18 protein-coding genes are annotated in these 16,511 nt (G+C 30.4%); 3 read left to right on the forward strand and 15 right to left on the reverse strand.

Annotated features, from left to right (window positions below; translation table 11 throughout):
• Window positions 1-147 precede the first annotated feature (147 nt).
• The 11 genes from QZV12_RS08645 to QZV12_RS08695 form a co-directional block, all read right to left on the reverse strand.
• A complete protein-coding gene (locus QZV12_RS08645; protein WP_295620337.1) occupies window positions 148-1,194 on the reverse strand; it encodes a DUF11 domain-containing protein in 1,047 nt (348 codons plus the stop codon).
• Entirely contained in the window at window positions 1,157-2,104 is a 948-nt protein-coding gene (locus tag QZV12_RS08650) for a DUF11 domain-containing protein (RefSeq protein WP_295620341.1), read from the reverse strand. Before QZV12_RS08650 ends, QZV12_RS08645 begins: the two co-directional genes overlap by 38 nt.
• A gap of 9 nt (window positions 2,105-2,113) precedes the next feature.
• The gene (locus tag QZV12_RS08655) at window positions 2,114-3,961 is read right to left on the reverse strand and encodes a hypothetical protein (protein WP_295620344.1); all 1,848 of its coding nucleotides are present in this window, start codon (window positions 3,959-3,961) and stop codon (window positions 2,114-2,116) included.
• Window positions 3,962-4,532: 571 nt separating this feature from the next.
• Window positions 4,533-6,026, reverse strand: coding sequence for an invasin domain 3-containing protein (locus tag QZV12_RS08660; protein WP_295620347.1), 1,494 nt, complete (start codon window positions 6,024-6,026; stop codon window positions 4,533-4,535).
• Window positions 6,027-6,130: 104 nt separating this feature from the next.
• Window positions 6,131-6,766: an Ig-like domain-containing protein gene (locus tag QZV12_RS08665; protein WP_295620350.1), complete on the reverse strand. Its 636-nt coding sequence runs from the start codon at window positions 6,764-6,766 to the stop codon at window positions 6,131-6,133.
• Window positions 6,696-7,169 (reverse strand): hypothetical protein, encoded by a 474-nt coding sequence (locus QZV12_RS08670; RefSeq protein ID WP_295620353.1) that lies wholly within the window; start codon window positions 7,167-7,169, stop codon window positions 6,696-6,698. The genes QZV12_RS08665 and QZV12_RS08670 overlap by 71 nt, the downstream gene beginning before the upstream one ends.
• Before the next feature lie 68 nt (window positions 7,170-7,237).
• Window positions 7,238-7,792 carry a hypothetical protein gene (locus QZV12_RS08675; RefSeq protein WP_295620356.1) on the reverse strand — a complete coding sequence of 185 codons (555 nt, stop codon included), beginning with the start codon at window positions 7,790-7,792 and terminating at the stop codon, window positions 7,238-7,240.
• 653 nt (window positions 7,793-8,445) lie between these two features.
• Window positions 8,446-9,672 (reverse strand): LUD domain-containing protein, encoded by a 1,227-nt coding sequence (locus QZV12_RS08680; protein WP_295620359.1) that lies wholly within the window; start codon window positions 9,670-9,672, stop codon window positions 8,446-8,448.
• Window positions 9,669-10,091, reverse strand: a complete 423-nt coding sequence (locus QZV12_RS08685; RefSeq protein WP_295620362.1) for a (Fe-S)-binding protein — start codon at window positions 10,089-10,091, stop codon at window positions 9,669-9,671. Before QZV12_RS08685 ends, QZV12_RS08680 begins: the two co-directional genes overlap by 4 nt.
• A 38-nt stretch (window positions 10,092-10,129) precedes the next feature.
• Window positions 10,130-10,333 carry a heterodisulfide reductase-related iron-sulfur binding cluster gene (locus QZV12_RS08690; RefSeq protein ID WP_295620365.1) on the reverse strand — a complete coding sequence of 68 codons (204 nt, stop codon included), beginning with the start codon at window positions 10,331-10,333 and terminating at the stop codon, window positions 10,130-10,132.
• A gap of 276 nt (window positions 10,334-10,609) precedes the next feature.
• Window positions 10,610-11,806 (reverse strand): glycosyltransferase, encoded by a 1,197-nt coding sequence (locus tag QZV12_RS08695; protein ID WP_295620368.1) that lies wholly within the window; start codon window positions 11,804-11,806, stop codon window positions 10,610-10,612.
• 303 nt (window positions 11,807-12,109) lie between these two features.
• Here QZV12_RS08695 and QZV12_RS08700 point away from each other — a divergent pair, with 303 nt between their 5' ends.
• Window positions 12,110-12,649, forward strand: coding sequence for a TIGR00730 family Rossman fold protein (locus tag QZV12_RS08700; RefSeq protein WP_295620371.1), 540 nt, complete (start codon window positions 12,110-12,112; stop codon window positions 12,647-12,649).
• Between the two features lie 46 nt (window positions 12,650-12,695).
• Here QZV12_RS08700 and QZV12_RS08705 read toward each other — a convergent pair whose 3' ends face one another.
• The 4 genes from QZV12_RS08705 to QZV12_RS08720 all read right to left on the reverse strand — a co-directional run bounded on the left by QZV12_RS08705 (window position 12,696) and on the right by QZV12_RS08720 (window position 15,033).
• Entirely contained in the window at window positions 12,696-13,187 is a 492-nt protein-coding gene (locus tag QZV12_RS08705; RefSeq protein WP_295620374.1) for a hypothetical protein, read from the reverse strand.
• 275 nt (window positions 13,188-13,462) lie between these two features.
• The gene (locus tag QZV12_RS08710; RefSeq protein ID WP_295620377.1) at window positions 13,463-13,783 is read right to left on the reverse strand and encodes a carboxymuconolactone decarboxylase family protein; all 321 of its coding nucleotides are present in this window, start codon (window positions 13,781-13,783) and stop codon (window positions 13,463-13,465) included.
• Window positions 13,784-13,814: 31 nt separating this feature from the next.
• On the reverse strand, window positions 13,815-14,135 hold the full coding sequence (locus QZV12_RS08715) for a carboxymuconolactone decarboxylase family protein (protein ID WP_295620381.1): 321 nt from the start codon (window positions 14,133-14,135) through the stop codon (window positions 13,815-13,817).
• Window positions 14,136-14,271: 136 nt separating this feature from the next.
• Window positions 14,272-15,033 (reverse strand): thermonuclease family protein, encoded by a 762-nt coding sequence (locus QZV12_RS08720; RefSeq protein ID WP_295620385.1) that lies wholly within the window; start codon window positions 15,031-15,033, stop codon window positions 14,272-14,274.
• Window positions 15,034-15,353: 320 nt separating this feature from the next.
• Between QZV12_RS08720 and QZV12_RS08725 the strand changes: the two genes are divergently transcribed.
• Together QZV12_RS08725 and QZV12_RS08730 are read left to right on the forward strand one after the other, a co-directional pair.
• Window positions 15,354-15,770, forward strand: coding sequence for a DUF3795 domain-containing protein (locus QZV12_RS08725; protein WP_295620388.1), 417 nt, complete (start codon window positions 15,354-15,356; stop codon window positions 15,768-15,770).
• Window positions 15,771-15,919: 149 nt separating this feature from the next.
• A complete protein-coding gene (locus QZV12_RS08730; protein WP_295620392.1) occupies window positions 15,920-16,408 on the forward strand; it encodes a zinc ribbon domain-containing protein in 489 nt (162 codons plus the stop codon).
• Window positions 16,409-16,511 lie beyond the last annotated feature (103 nt).

Genomic DNA, 16,511 nt, shown 5'->3' on the forward strand with positions numbered 1-16,511 from the left:
TTATTTCTATAATAATAGATTGTACTTCATTGTATATAAATTTAAAGGAAAATAAGTTAAGAAAAATGTGGGTGATGGTCCTAATCGTGACACACTCTCAAAGAAAGAAAAAAAGAAAATAGGAGTTAAATTAACTCCTAAAAAAATTTAAAATTTTCTAACTGGCAATAAAAATATTGCAAATATGGACAAAACAGCAAATGCCAATGGATTTCCAGTTTTATTATTTGAAATGTCGATAGGCTTTTTAGACTTTTTATTCATAATTTTATTAGATTTATTTAATTTAGGAACCTTTTTAACACTTTTATTAGAGTCATCACCATTATCATCTAATAAATAATCGAAGTCTGGAATTTCATCATCAGAATAATCCTCGTCAGGATCATCATCACCTTCATAATTATCCTCATCATCATTTGGTTCCTCTTCATTTGGATCATCATCTGTTTCATCAGTATCATTCTTAATGACAACCTCAAGAATAGTGGAATCAAAATTATTTGATTCATTTAAATCAAAAGTAGATGTATTTACACTTGCATTGTTCGGAATCAAACCTTCATCCAATGCATTTGTAGAAATGACTAAAAATGCAGATTCGTTCTTATCCAAATCACCTACTTTCCAAATGAAATCAATGACATTGCCTTCTTCATCAGTGATGTTTTCCACTTCTCCCTTATTTGACTGGGAATAAATAAATTCCAATCCTTCAGGTAAACTATTGAATACATTAACATCACTAGCATTGTCCGGACCATTGTTAGTAACATTAATTATCCAATTTACAGTATCTCCTGCATTAACAAGGCTATTGTCTGGAGTGATTGTTATTTCCACATCACATACAGGAAGAATATTTAAGCTATCGTTATCCAAGTTATTTTCCTTATTTAATTCAAAGGTACTTGTTCCAACTTCAGATAAAACGGTTATATTCTCACCAGACTTATTGGCTCTTGTTGAAATAGATAAGGAAACGCTATCACCATTAGCTAAATCTCCAATAATCCATTCATTATCTTTCTGATTGTATGAATCATCAGAACTGTTTAAAACCATTAAACCTAAGGATTCCAAATCAGACAATGAAACAGAAACATCTGATGCATCATCAGGACCATCATTGGAAACAACAACAAGCAAATCTACATTATCTCCATTTCTTATTGTTGAAATTGTTCTTTTCATTTGAATCGTCTTCATTGGAAGTGATGTTTACTGGGAAATCAATGATGCCTGTCTTATTGGTTAAGACATTTATGACTAATGTTTGATTGTCTCCAACATCCATATCTCCAATTGTCCAAATTCCAGTTTTCTCATCATATGTGCCTATTGATGCAGAGGAATTCAGATAAATCAATCCTTCTGGAATCAAAACATTCACTTTTGTTCCTGTTGCATCAATTATTGTCCTTGATAATAATGAGAACCCATTGGCCAAAGCATTCACTTTTGTTCCTGTTGCATTGTTAGGGCCATAATTATCAATTTTTATTGTATACTTAACTGTCTTGTTAAAATCAATGTTCACCCTGCTGGAACTGATGTTGATAGCCAAATCCACAATTGGAATTATGTCAAACTCATTATTTTCATCTATTTCCTTATAGTAGTCATCCTCAAAATGCTTTGCTAAAACAATGTAATTGCCTGTTTCCAATGGCAGAGAAGTGAAATCACTCATATTGAATTGAATATCACCTAAAATGCCAGTGACGAATGTATTGTTTACAAGAAGATTATCAGAAATATCCCCATAATCATCATAACTGGATGAAGCTAATTTGTTTCCATCTGTTCCTTGAGGATTTTTAAAGATCAAAACGTTTACCAATTGATTATCCTCAGGGTCATCCTGATAAAGCAAACTGCCATCATTGCTGTTTTGAGCACCATTCACCGGATGGATTTCATCTTCTCCAGTGAATTTTGGACCTTTTGAAGACACGTAGCTTACATTATAGAAATATATGTCTTTGGTTGAAGCGGTATTATATATTGCATTTGCAATATTATTGCCTCCAATTAAAGTGAAGTTAATGAAAATGTCACTTTCATTAAAATGGCTGAGAGAAGGATCCACATCACTATCCAATACATATGATCAAGCTTGGTTCTTATCAAAATCAGTGTTTGATAAGGTCATTTTTATTCCATCTGTATAGATTGCAGACCCATTACGAGCAGTATTGAAAGTGAAATTAGATGAATCTATAGTGTTATTATCACCTTTAATGTAGATAGCACCACCTAAACCGCTGCCAATATCTGATATGTCGGGAATTGCAGAATTGTTTAAGAAGTTTGAACTTATTATATTTGCATTTGAACCTTCAATGTAAACAGCACCGCCTTTCTTTACAGCATCATTGAAGGTGAAATTATTTAAGATCAAATTAGAGTTTGAACCGTCAATATAAATTGCAGCTCCAGTTTCCCCTTGATTATTGTTAAAATCACTGTCATAAACATAGGTATTAGGCCCTTTAATGTAAACGGAACCATTTGTTACAGAGTGATTAGTGAAATTGGAACTGAATATGTTGGCATCTGATCCAACTACATAAATAGCTGCACCAAAACCAGCAATATTGCCATTAAAACTTGAATTTAAAATGGATACATCAGTACCATTGATCAGGACACCAGCACCAATATTGCGAGCATAATTCTTATCAAAGCTTGAATTGATAATCAATGCATCATTTCCCATTATATACAATGCACCACCATCGGTATCATCAGCATTGTTTCCATTGAATGTGGAATTTACAATTTTAACATTGTTGCCCTTAACTTGTATAGCACCACCCATAGGAGCAGTGTTGTTTTCAAAAATGCATGAACTTATATTTACGCTAATATTATTTAAACTGAATCCAGTACTTATTGCACCTCCATATACTCCTGCACTGTTGTTAATGAAAATACAATCATATAATTCACCATCAGAATGCAATGTTGTAACGCCGCCAACTCCACTGCAGTAGTTGCTTATGAATGTAGAGTTGAAAACCTTTATTCCAGGACGGAAGCACAATGCACCTCCATGATTTCCTACTGCTTTAGAAATGGCTTTATTATTAATGAATACACAACCGATTACACTGCCTTTACAAATGGATTCTGCAGAGTCACCGATTTGAAGGGCTGCGCCAGTAATTGGACCTGAATAGTCATTTTCAACAGTATTGTTTACAAATGTACAGTTTATGACAGTGGAGTTAACCGCTTTTATAGCAACATTTGTATAATTTAAACAAAGGCCATTATAGAAATTGGAATTTTCCATCAGGAAATTTGTACAATTTGCATAAACACAAAGATGTGAATTTTCATTTGCAAAGTTATCCTTAAAATCACAATTGCTAATCATACCATTATCATTGGAAAAGATAACTGCCATTTCATTTGAATTGATAAAGTTACAATTGATTAACTTAACGTTAGCAGCAGTCACCCTTAATATTCTGGATAAATTTTTTGCATCAAGGGTTGCTTTTATGTCCCCTTGACCTCCTCTAATGGTTACGCTTTTGTTTACATAAATCAAGGTTCCATTACCATAGTAAGTTCTTCCATTTAAGCTAATGGTATCTCCAGATTTAGCACTGTTTATGGAATCCTGAATACTGCTGAATGTATTTCCACTAGGATTTAGAGTAGATTTTAGAGAATTCTCATCTGAATCAATAGAACTTAAACTAGATTTGATTTTATTTTGATTATTTAAATCATCATTTAAGTTAGACAATTCATTCATAGATCCTACACAATCTTCATCCTCAATACTTGTTTCAATATTTACGTCATCATTTAAATTTGTAAAAGAAGATTCAGACTGTGAATCGATTGCAGCTAAATTAGTGTCTAAATCAGCTGCATTAACAGTTGAAAATGTTAAAAATACACAGAGAATCGCACAAATTAAATATATTAATTTTAATTTCAATGTATTAACACCTCATTTAATTTAAAGAAAAAAAGGACTGGAATATATTTTGGTAAGTTATTGAAATTTTTCAAATCATTATCCATTTTTTTTACAAAACCAAAAGAAAAATGATTGATAAATTTTATTAAAAATTTATTTTAACCAAGGAATCCAGTCAAGTTTTTTCTTCAAATATTAGGTAGTAACTAATCATTTATAAATTAAACGGTTTTTAATGCTTTAAAATTAAAATTAAATAATAATAATGCTTTAAAATTATTACAATTAATTAATATAATCTTAATTTAGCAAATAGATAAAATTTTTCATTTAAAATAAAATTTAATAATTTTAATCAATTTTTTATATTGAATTAAAATAAAAAAAATAAGTGAAAAATTTAGTGAAAATAAAAAAATTAACTAACTAAGAATCATAAAATCAAGGAGAAAAAAATAACCAATAAAGAATCAAAAAATCAAGTAGAAAAAAATAGCTAAAAAAGAATCAAAAAGTCAAATAATTCAAATAACATAAAACATTTAATTAAAAAAAGAAAAGTGTTTTGAGTTTTTAACTCAAAACCAAATTATTTAATAATCAAATGGGATTTTTTGCTAATAGCATTATAAGTATTGTCCCCTGCAAATTTAGCATAGAAAGTGTATTTGCCCTTTTTAGTGATTTTCACAATAACAGTGGCTATTCTTTTGCTATTTGTTTTTGCGGTATAGGTTTTGCCATTGACTTTAAAGCTAATCTTTTTACCTGCAATAGCTTTTCCTTTTGCTGTTAAGAATTTAGCAATAAGCTTTTTAGTTTTAGTTTTTGCAGCATATGTTTTTTTAGCAGTGGTAAGTTTAGCATTTTGCTTTTTAACAATCACTTTAACTAGTTTGATTGCTCCAGAGTAAGAATTATCACCTAAGAAACATATTGTACAAGGGATAGTTCCTGCTTTTGAAGAATAAATGAATAATTTAGCAACACCATTAGCATTGGTTTTTACATTGCGGATTACACCATTAAGGCTAATTTGAACTACTTTATTAGATAAAACTTTACCTAAAGCATCCTTTAAGGTCACAGTTATATTTTTGCCTATTTTTCCATCGATTTTAGCATCAACAGCAGTGATAGTGATGTCTTTAGCATCTAAAACAACTTCAACAACAGGATATAGGATCTTATAATCAAAAGTAAAACCTGTTTCATTTTGAATCATTATTAAATTATACTTAACTGCACCTACTTCACCAGCAATATTGAAATCAAAATTCTTAGGTTCAGCACTACTGGAACTTCCAGTGCCATTAAACATATTCATATATTGGGATATGTTTAAATTGGACATATTAACCATATTTATCATATCTGCAAAATTAAACTGGCTGCTTCCTTGTGTAGTGAAAGTTAAATTCTTTAAAAATTCCCCATCCACATAAACAGATATGACTTTACCTGTTACTGCAGGATTGTTTTGACTAGGGGATACAATGCTATAATCAAAATTAAAGTCAGTTGCATTGGAAATAATAGCTAAATCATATTTGATTGCCCCTACTTCACCATCTATCTTAAAATCAAAAGTCTTTTCTGATTGATCGGTAAAGGTGAAATTATTGAACATGGAAAACATTTCTGCGAAATTTCCAAATGTAGACATATCCACTTCAGAGAGTTTAAGCATTTCCATTATTTCTGCAAAACTATACCCATTTTCACCACGAGTAAAATTAAAGGAATTTACAAACTGACCATCTACATAAACATCGATTTGACTTTGTTCACTCTCAGCAAGAACCGGTTTCTCATTTTCATTGTCGGCTAATGGATCCACAATGGAATCGCCACTTGCTTCAGGATTTTCAACACTTAAAGCCTCTTCCTCAACAGATTCAACTGCATCAGTATCTTCAGCACTTAAAACCCCCTCATAATCATTTGTCAATAAATCATCTGTGTCTTGATTTAAATCAGTTTCAATAGTTTGAACGTTTTCCATTTCAGACATTTCCATTAGATTGCCAGCTTCATCTGATGCACTTGCAGCACCAATAACAAGCAATGAGATGAAAACCATTGTATGATTAAAAGAACTTGTTTAAAATTCATTGTAGTTTACCCCATAAAAAAGTTAAATAAAAAAAAGTTAAAAGAGTTTTGAGTTTAAAACTCAAAACCAATTTATTTTATTACAATAGAAGATTTTGCGCTTACAGCAGCGTATGTGCTGTCACCAGCATATTTTACAGTAAAGTTATAGGTTCCTTTTTTGGTTAAGCTTACATTAACGCTTGCAACACCTTTAGCATTGGTTTTAGCTTTGTAGGTTTTGCCATTTACAGTGAAAGTTACCCATTTGTCTGCAATAGCATTTCCTTTTGCTGTTTTAAATATAGCTTTAATGGTTTTTGTTTTAGCAGCTGCTTTGTAGCTTACCTTTTGAGTGGTGAGTTTAGGAGTTTGTGCTTTAACAGTGATTTTAGCAACTCCAAATGAAGCGTTATATGCATCATCACCTAAGAAACAGATTGCAAAGGTGTAAGCACCAGCATAACCTAAGTTGATTTGCAATTTTACGTAACCTTTATCATCAGTAGTCAAATCGTATACTTTACCATTAAATCCGATTTGGACAGATTTGTTAATTAAAGGATTACCATTTCCATCCTTTACAAGAACAACAAAGTCTTTACCAATTTTGCCGTCAATCTTTTCATTTACAGTTACTGTGGTCATGTCCTGATATTCAAGAGTTGTAGCTAATCCTATTGATATTTGCCTTATCTCCAACAACAACATTGAGTTTAGCTGTATCATTGACAACAGCTTCATAATTTCTGCTGGATAATGCTTTTACAGTGATATTGTAAACGCCAACATCAAATACATATGCAAAGCTATTTGGTGCAGCGCCCATACCAAACATTGACATCATACTAGACATGTCAAAACTGCCATTGGTATCGTTGCCGGAACCATTACCACCCATACCAGGGAATCCAGTACCATTACCACCCATACCAGGGAATCCAGTACCATTACCACCCATACCATGGAATCCAGTACCATAACCTCCGAACATGCTCGCCCAGTCAAATCCACCGGTACCATTGCTGCTGTTTCCAGAACCTGCAAACATAGCCATCATTTGTGACATATCGAAAGCTGCTACAGATCCTGTAACCTTTTCAATATATTTGCTGAAACTGTTGTTTCCCATATTAATGGTTATAACGATATCAGCTGTGACATTATTGCCGTTGCCATCGGTTATGTTAAATGGTATTGTTATGACTTACCGCTTTTGACAGTTACATCATCAACGCTTACCACTGGAGTGACTTTTGTAATCTTTAGAACAGTTATTTCGCTGAATACATTGTTGATTACTGCTCCAATATTATAATTACCTACATCTAAGCTTTTGCCAGGAATAGTATAAGTGGCTTTTCCCTCACTGTCAAGGGTCTTGTTTTCCACATTTAAACCATCCATATAAATATTTACGAGACTGCCTTCAGGGAATTGTTCCTTATCAGAAACGCTTATTTCAATGTTTGCATCTTCACCATAAGGAGTGTCTTGAGCATTTATTGAAATTGGATTTTCATTGGTTATTTCCCCATCATCTACGTCATCGCCATCTCCACTTTCTCCATCAGCGAGAACATTCTCACTAACAGAATCAACATCACTGCCAATTGTTTCTACTTCATCAACATTTGACATTTCCAAAATCTCAAGGTTTGCAGAATCATCACTATCTGCAGCACTTGCTGCACCAATAACAAGCAATGAAATGAAAACCATTATAAAAATTAATAATATTTTCTTAACATTCAAGTTCTTCACCCCATTATACAGATTTATTCTAAATTTAAACAAATCTGAATAATCTTTAAAAAAAATGAATAATCTATTAATATATAGACATATAATAATTTTTAAAAAAAACAGTATATAAATGTAATCTTAATAAATAAAGAGTCAATAATTTAATAATAAATAAAGAGTTAATAGATTAATAATTAACAAATTAATAGTTAATAGATTAATAATTATAAATTAATAATTTATAGATTTATCTAAATTAGCAGCAATAAGTAAAATTTTTAACAATCCAATAAAAATAATAAATAAAAAAAACTTTATTTTTCCATATCAAAATAAAAAAAAAAAAAGAAAATGAAAAAGACATAAACTAATCTTCTATTAAAAAAAAAAGAAATTGAAAAAGACATAAACTAATCTTCTATTAAAAAAAAAGAACTTATTCATAGATTCCATGACATAACCTAAAGTCACATTATAATTAAAATGCTATTTTTCCTATAATTCACCAATGAAAATTAAATTTCAATTCTAATTTTTGTAAATAATATAAAAAATATGATTAACATTAAAAAAAAAAGTGTTGATTAAGAAAATATAATAAGGTGAACCTGTTCCTTTCGCATTATCTCAATCATTGCTAAAAAAGTATAAAAAAAGAAATATTAATAAGGAGAACCCTTATCCTTAATATTATCTCTAATCTGCTTATGTTGATCTATAGAGAGACCTTCTTTTTGAGCTTGTTTTCTTAAATTCTCTATGATTTCATAGGTAGGAGTTAAAACTGGACAGTTTTCAGTACACATACCACATAAAGTGCACATATACAATCCAGAATCTACACTGGTTTTATCCCCTTGAAGGTATTTGCTCATAGCCACACCATGGCCACCTAAATAACTGTGATATCCAAATTCGTTTCCCATTATACTATAAACAGAACAGCTTACAACACAATTTCCACAGCCAATGCACCATAAGCATTCTTTGATAGCTTCGCTTCTTCCATTGTCAAGTAAGATAACAGCTACTTTCTCTGCCCCATACATGTTTTTAAGAAGCTTTTTCTCAATGTCTGCAGTTTTGGAAGGTCCTGCTACAATATTTATGTAGGAAGACACAAGTTTTCCAATGGCAAATGCAGTTTCCAATTTGGCAACAGAAACTGAATCTTCCATAGTTGGCACCAACTTATCAATTCCGGCAACAACAATATGCAACTTCTTATTTTGCACAAGACTGATGTTCCCTTCGTTATGGACAGTTAAAAATGCACCGTCTTCAGCAGCAATGGAATTAGAGCCACTGATACCTATAAATGATTTTTCAAGAAGGCTTAATACATCTGCTCTAACCGCTTCCATAATTTCTCTAGGGACTTCCGGCAATTGCAAGCCCATTGATTCATTAACTATATTTGCTATATCATGAACAGTTAAATGGGATGCAGGGCCTGTTGGATGAACCGGACTGTTATCTGTTTTTTTCAATTGCAAAATACGATCTCCCAAATCAGTTTCAACAATTGTCATTCCATTTTCCTCTAAAAATGGGGTTGCATCTATCTCCCGTAAGGTATTGGATTTTGATTTGGCAATGTAAACCTCATTTTCATTTAGATTGCTTGACCTTATTTCCTCATTAATCAGTTCCAGCAAGATTTCCTTTGCTTCATCTCCATCCTTTGCAATAAAGCAATCAATATCATTTTCCTTAAAGCTTTCTTGAGCAATAGCTATTAATTCCTCATTCCTATCTATTGCATCCTTTCTAATATCAATCACTCTTTTTTGAAGAGCTTTAATTTTAGGAGATTTAGTGAGAGGTTCGATTCTTTCATTTAATCCTTTGAAGACATGCCTCATTGCCTCTTTTTCATTTTCATTCATTGAAGCTCCTCCTTATCAGAGTCGAGATATCCTAAAACAAATTCAGACAAGTCCAATACATCTAAATTATCTGAATTCTGACTTAAATTTAATTTGCAAAATGGACATGCAGTCACTAATAAATCTGCATCAGTTTCTTCTGCTTCTTTGATTCTTAAGTCAGCAATGGAATTGGACAAATCACAATATGCAGACTTTACTCCACCACCAGAACCGCAGCATCTTGCCTTTTCCTTTATGTTATCCATTTCAACTAAACTGGAAAGGGATTGAATGACATTACGTGGAGCCTCATATTCTCCAGCATGTCTTCCTAAATGGCAAGGGTCATGATAAGTTACCTTCTTATTGCTATTTCCTTTAAGATTTATCTTATCTTCCTTAATCAATTGCTCCAATAATTGGGAAATATGAATCACATTTAAATCAACATCAAGATGTTTTTTATAATCTTCCTTTAATGTCTTATAGCATCCTGAACATGAAGTGAGAATGGTTTTCCTTCAAAATCATTTAAATTTCTATTCATTTGATCTTTTGCATCATCTAAAAAACCAGTTCTAAGCAGTACAGATCCACAGCATTCCTCATCATCTAAAGTTTCATAATTGATTTTTGCTGCCTTTAGAATCCTTTCAGTAGCCTTGCTGATTGAATTCAATTTTTCACGAGCAGTACATCCTTTAAAATATAATAACAGGATTTAATCTTATGTTAATAATGTTTAAAAAAAGTTTTGTTTTTTAATGAATGAAAGTATAAAAAACATGAAAAAATGATTAAAAATAAAGATTAGGGCATAATGGATAAAAATAAAAAATAAAAAAGTTATTGAAATGGAATAAAAAATAAGAATAAATTTAAAGAATAGGCAAAATTGAAAAATAAACCATCAATAAAAGCAAAAAAAAAAGAATGAAAAAGAAATTAAAACAAATTATTTTTTAATCAATTCATTCATTGCATTCTCAAATTTATCAGTGATTGCTTCCCAATCATTAGATTTGACATATTCCCTTCCCTTTTTAGAAATCTCTTCATATCTTCCTTCATCGAGAATGGTTTGAGCAGTTTCCAATACTTCCTCTGCCTTTTGAACATATTCAATACCATTTCCATATCCAAATTCCTTAGATATTCCTGGAAGTTCAGTTGCTATAACCACCTTTTCCATAGCCAAATATTCATAAAGCTTGATTGGAACAATATCCTGCATAATCTCCTCATCAATGTAAGCTGGGAGAAGACAGAAATCAGCAGATGCTAAAAATTCAGGAATCATTTCATAAGGCTGCTTTCCAGTGAGAATCAACTGGTCTCCTAAATCATAATCCTCTTTTATCTTGACCATTTTGTCATAGGCATCACCATCACCTACAATAAGAATCTTCATATTCGGATACTTTTCCTTGTTTTTTCCAAGTTCAATTGCAAGCTCCTTCATACCTACAAATTCATAGATCCAACCCATAAAGAATAAAACTGTATCATTTTCACCTATGTTATATGTATTCCTTATATTTGAATCATCAAGTTGAGGGTCAAAGTCATTTAAATCAATTCCAGCATCAATTAAAATGGTTTCATTTGGATCACTACCTAAATCCACAGCCAGTTCTTTAAGTTTTTGATTGATTGTAATGACAAGGTCAGAGTTCTCTATTGCCTTCATATTGATTTTCTTTCCAAAGGACTGAAATGCCTTTTCTGGAATAAGTGCATACAATACATCAATCAAGTAATATACAAATGGAATATTATGCTTTTTGGCAAGCTTTGAACCGGTGTATGCATTAAGCAATCCTAAGCCCATAATGATATCTGGCTTAAACTCTTCAATTTGCCTTTTGATTTCCTTTTTATGAGTAAAATATAAAGAGGCATAGTTCAATGCAGGTTTCTTAATGAATGATGGCCTGATTACTTGAATATCCGCTTCAGGCTTTACCTTAAAGACATTATCATGAACTTCCCTTTTAAACATGAATCCGTCAGGATCCTCTTTAGGCCAATCAATTGGATAATCGATTACTTTCACTTCATGTCCACGAAGCACCATACGATCCATCAGATGATGTTGCTGATGGGGATTTCTCTTAAGCCAGTCAGATTCTTGAACTACCAATATTCTCATTTTGCTCACCAAATTAAAACATTCCAAAAGAATTATTTTATAATTACTCAACATTCCAAGAAAGAATTTTTGAATTATTTATTTATTAATTATCTATTTGTAATTTTTTATTTAAATATATAAAGATTATAAAAAAGCTTTTTAAAATTGAATTATAAATAAATATAATATTAATTAAATTAACTTTATGAAAAATAACTTTATGAAAAAAATATTGAAAATAAAATTTAAAAACAACTAAAATAAAATAAAAAAATAAAAATTATCAAATAAAACTTTTTATCAATGCAATCAAGGGATATTATGAAAATTTGTCTTTATGGATCAGGAAGTAAAGAAATAAGCTCAAAATACATAGAAGAATCTTATAAACTAGGCGAAGAAATAGCTAAAAGAGGACATGGCCTTGTATTTGGAGGTGGCTCTACAGGGATAATGGGTGCTGTATCTAAAGGAGCAATAGACAATAATGGAAAAGTCTTAGGTATTGCACCGGAATGGATGGAAGAGTTTGAAGGAATCTGCAAGGATTGTGATGAATTCATTTATACAGAGTCAATGGATAAGAGAAAAAACCTATTTTTAAAGCATTCAGACGCTTTCATAATAGCTCCTGGTGGAATAGGAACCCTTGATGAGTTTTTTGAAATAATCGTTTTAAAGAAATTGAAAAGACATGATAAGAAGATTATAATTTTCAATATTTTCAATTACTATGCTCCTATTTTGGAAATGCTTGATTTTATGATAAGTGAAGGATTCAGCAAAGAGCAAATTGATAAAAACACTTTTAAGATAGCAACAACACGAGAGAAAGTCTTTGAACTTTTAGAACGTGAATAAAATAAGAAAAATTAAAAAATAAAATTTAAATTAAATAAATTAAAATTTAAAAAATAAACTCTTGATTCTTTTTATGATTATAGCTTATTTCAAAAGAATCAATTGCTATTTTTCTTAAAGTCACTAAATCCTTATCATCAATATGAACTATCTTTTCCCAATCCTTTTCAAGAGCATCTATTTTTTCTAAAGCAATATTCCCTTTATCAGTTAAGGAACAGTCATATGGAAGACCATTTTCTGGACTTGAATCTATTTCAATCAATCCCTTTTTAGCAAGCTTTTCATATCTTTTCAAGTACAGATCCAAATGCAAATTAAATAGGTCACTTTTTTCTGCACTTTCATAACGTTTTACTCTAATGCGTTTATGATGAGGCTTTTCGTGTTTTCTTACTTCTTTTAAAAGCTTAATTTGACTTTTATGCAAGTGAATATCCAAATTTTCACGAACATAAGTTATCTTAGACTCCTCAATAATGGAAATTAATGGAGCTGCATTCATATTCATAATTGATTTATTGTGTGGATGAGGCATAATATCACCTAAAAAATTTCAATGACTTTAGGATTAGTAATACTAAAATCATATTATTTATTACTATATGTTCTATTAATATAAATATTTTAATATTTGGAACAGGACGAAAAAAAGAAATATAAAATTTAAAGGGAAATTAAAATATTTTAAACATATGAAAAAAAAGAAATATAAAATTTAAAGGGAAATTAAAATATTTTAAACATATGAAAAAAAGAAATATAAAATTTAAAGAAAAATAATAAATAAATAAGAAAAAATAAGCAAATTCATTAGTCGTATAATTTATTTACTATTTGTAAAGCTTTATTAAATGACATCATTCCAGATGTTAATAGAACCACCTTTAAAACATCCATCATTTCATCCTTGGTTATATTAAGCTCTTTTTTAGCTTTAGAAACTTGTTTTAAAAATGAAGAACTCTCTGGACTGGTTGCAGAAATAGCTATTGCAATCAGTTTTTGAGTCCTGTAATCCAAAACTTTAGAGTTCCATATATTTTTATCCAAATCTTCAATGGATTCATATAATTCTGGATCCTCCTCTTTTATTCTGCGAACTCCTTTGCCATAAAAAACCTTTTCAGACAATTGTTCAACTCCTATTTATAATATAAAATATCTATTCAAATACTTTATTTGCAATTTGCAATGCTTTGTTGAATGGCTGCATGCCTGATGTCAATAAAACAACCTTCAAAACATCAATCACTTCATCACGAGTGACTCCCAATTCCTTTTTGGCACTCATGATCTGTTTTTCAGTAGCTCTGCTATCTGCATTGGAAGCTGCAATTCCTATTGCAATTAATTTTTGAGTTTTATAGTCTAAAGCCTTACCATTCCATACTGCATCATTTAAAGCTACAATAGCTTGGTATAAGTCTTCATCTTCTTCTTTTACTCTTTCCATACCTTTTCCATAGAATACTTCCTCTTTCATGCTTTTCCTCCAAAAATATTCCGAAAGATTTAATATTATATTATATAAAAAAAGATTAATTTATAGATTTTGTCACTTTTACAGGAAAAAAGTAAAAAAAGACTAAAGAATATTAAAAAAAGAAAAAAGAAGTAAATTAAGGTTGACAAACCTTACATGGTTCATAACCTTGGCTTATTGCATCATTTCGGGTCTTGAAAGTAATCTTATTCTTTTCATAAATCTTTTTACTCCATCTGCAACTTGGATAATGGAATTTATGACTGTTTGCACTTGCAATATAAGAAGATTCTGAACTGCTTGAGGAACCTGCTGCAAAACTGCTTGAAGAGGAACTTCCACTGTTTGAAGAGCTGTGTGAACTTAGATAATTGGAATATCCATTGGAATCAGGTGCCCAATCATATGGATAAAACTCACTTGGAGGAATATACATGACTTCAGCAAGCCCTTCCTTTAAAAGCATTTCATTTAAGTTCTTGCCATCTACAATGACAACCGCCAAATATCTGCCATACTTGTCAGTGTACTTGGAATCGTCAATGTCTAGGCTTACCTCCTTGTCCAAACAGAATTTCTGAACAAAACGTTTAGAGCAAATATAACCTTCCACACCTCTTTCTGGAGTGTTCACACCTACAAAACGCACTTTTCCTAATCCGTCAACTTCAATGGTGTCTCCATCTGTTACATATGTGCATTTTCCAGTAAATTCAGGCTGGCAATCTGTATCATCATACTTGTTTAATATATCATCATTTGATTGGCTTGAATATTTGGAAAAAGGTATGTCATGTGAAAATCCAGTTCCTGTATAGGCAGAGCTAGAAGAAACGACAGATAATGCCAAAATAAAAACAATGAATAAAATCAATATATGCTTTCCTTTCAATCTCATATTAAACCTCCTTTTTCATAAGAAATGAATTAGTTTTATGAAATAATCAATAATATATTTTCTTTGGGAATATATAAAACTTTTCTTAAATAATGAGAAAAATTATTTAGTTTACTAAATAGATAGTATAATTAACAATTAAAAAAACAAATAGTTTACTAAATCTGTTTAAAATAAAAAAATAGAGATTTATAAAGATCTTTAAAAAAATATTTAAAAAATAAAAATTTAATAAAGACCTTTAAAAAATATATAAAAAATAAAAATTTTAAAGACCTTTGAAAAAAATTATTTAAAAAATAAAAAACAGAGGCAAGAAAATGAAAATGCCTGAAAAAATAGATGTGATAATGTTTGCTCCTTGTGGAATGAACTGCAAGCTATGCACAAAACACTTGTCAAAAACCAATCCATGCCCAGGATGCCTGATTGACAGCCCCAATAAAACAAAGAATGCACTTAAATGCAAAATCAAAAAGTGTCTTGAAACCAAAAGAGTGAAATATTGTGGAAGGTGCAGCGAATTTCCATGCAAGCTTATTAAAAAGCAAGATAAAAACTATAAAAAGAGATACAACTTTTCCACACTAAACAATGCAAAAAGAATCACATACACCGGAATAAATAAAATAATGCTGGAAGATAAGTTAAATTGGGAATGTGAATCATGTGGAGGAATTGTAAGCATTCAAGAGCATATATGCAGTGAATGTGGATTAAAAGATGAAAATAAATAGTTTAACTTTTCATAATGAAACTTAATTAAAAAAATAATAAAAAATTATAAATCATATTAAATATTAAATAATAAGTGCAAAACAAAATACAAATTAATCATTAAAAAAATATAGAACAAACTGAAAAACCATATTGAATTAGTGATAAAATGGAACCTATAAAATGCCCTAAATGTGGAAAAATAAACGATGGAAGTACCGATTTCTGCATTTACTGTGGGACAATCTATGAAGAATACCATCCTGATGAAGATGATGCCTTTTTCCCATTTGGTCCAATCATGATCAATGATAAGGCTAGTCTAAACTCTATCGGTGAAGGAACTCAAAGCTATAGATTTATGATTATCATAGGGTATATTTTTGCAATATTAGGCAGTGTTCTTGGTTTTATTTTTGCCATTTACTTAATTACAAGAAAAGATCCAACTGCTAAAAAACATGGAATTATCCAATTGGCATTGCTGATTATTGAATTTGCTTTTGTTGGCTATTTAATTTACAGTGGACAAATGGATATAAATATGATTTTAGATCCATTCAATTCAACTCAACTTTACAATATGACCAATATGTATAATTCCAGCCAAAATATAACCGCTTCAAATAATTTTTCAAGTTTATTTGGTCTCAGATAAACTCTCTTTTTTTCTTTTTATCTTTTAAAAATGCTTAACTATTTTTGAAACATATAATTAACCTATTTTTTTCTATTTTAAGATTAAACGTTTAAAAAAGAAA

The sequence above is a fragment of the uncultured Methanobrevibacter sp. genome (assembly GCF_902769175.1).
Lineage (GTDB): Archaea > Methanobacteriota > Methanobacteria > Methanobacteriales > Methanobacteriaceae > Methanobrevibacter.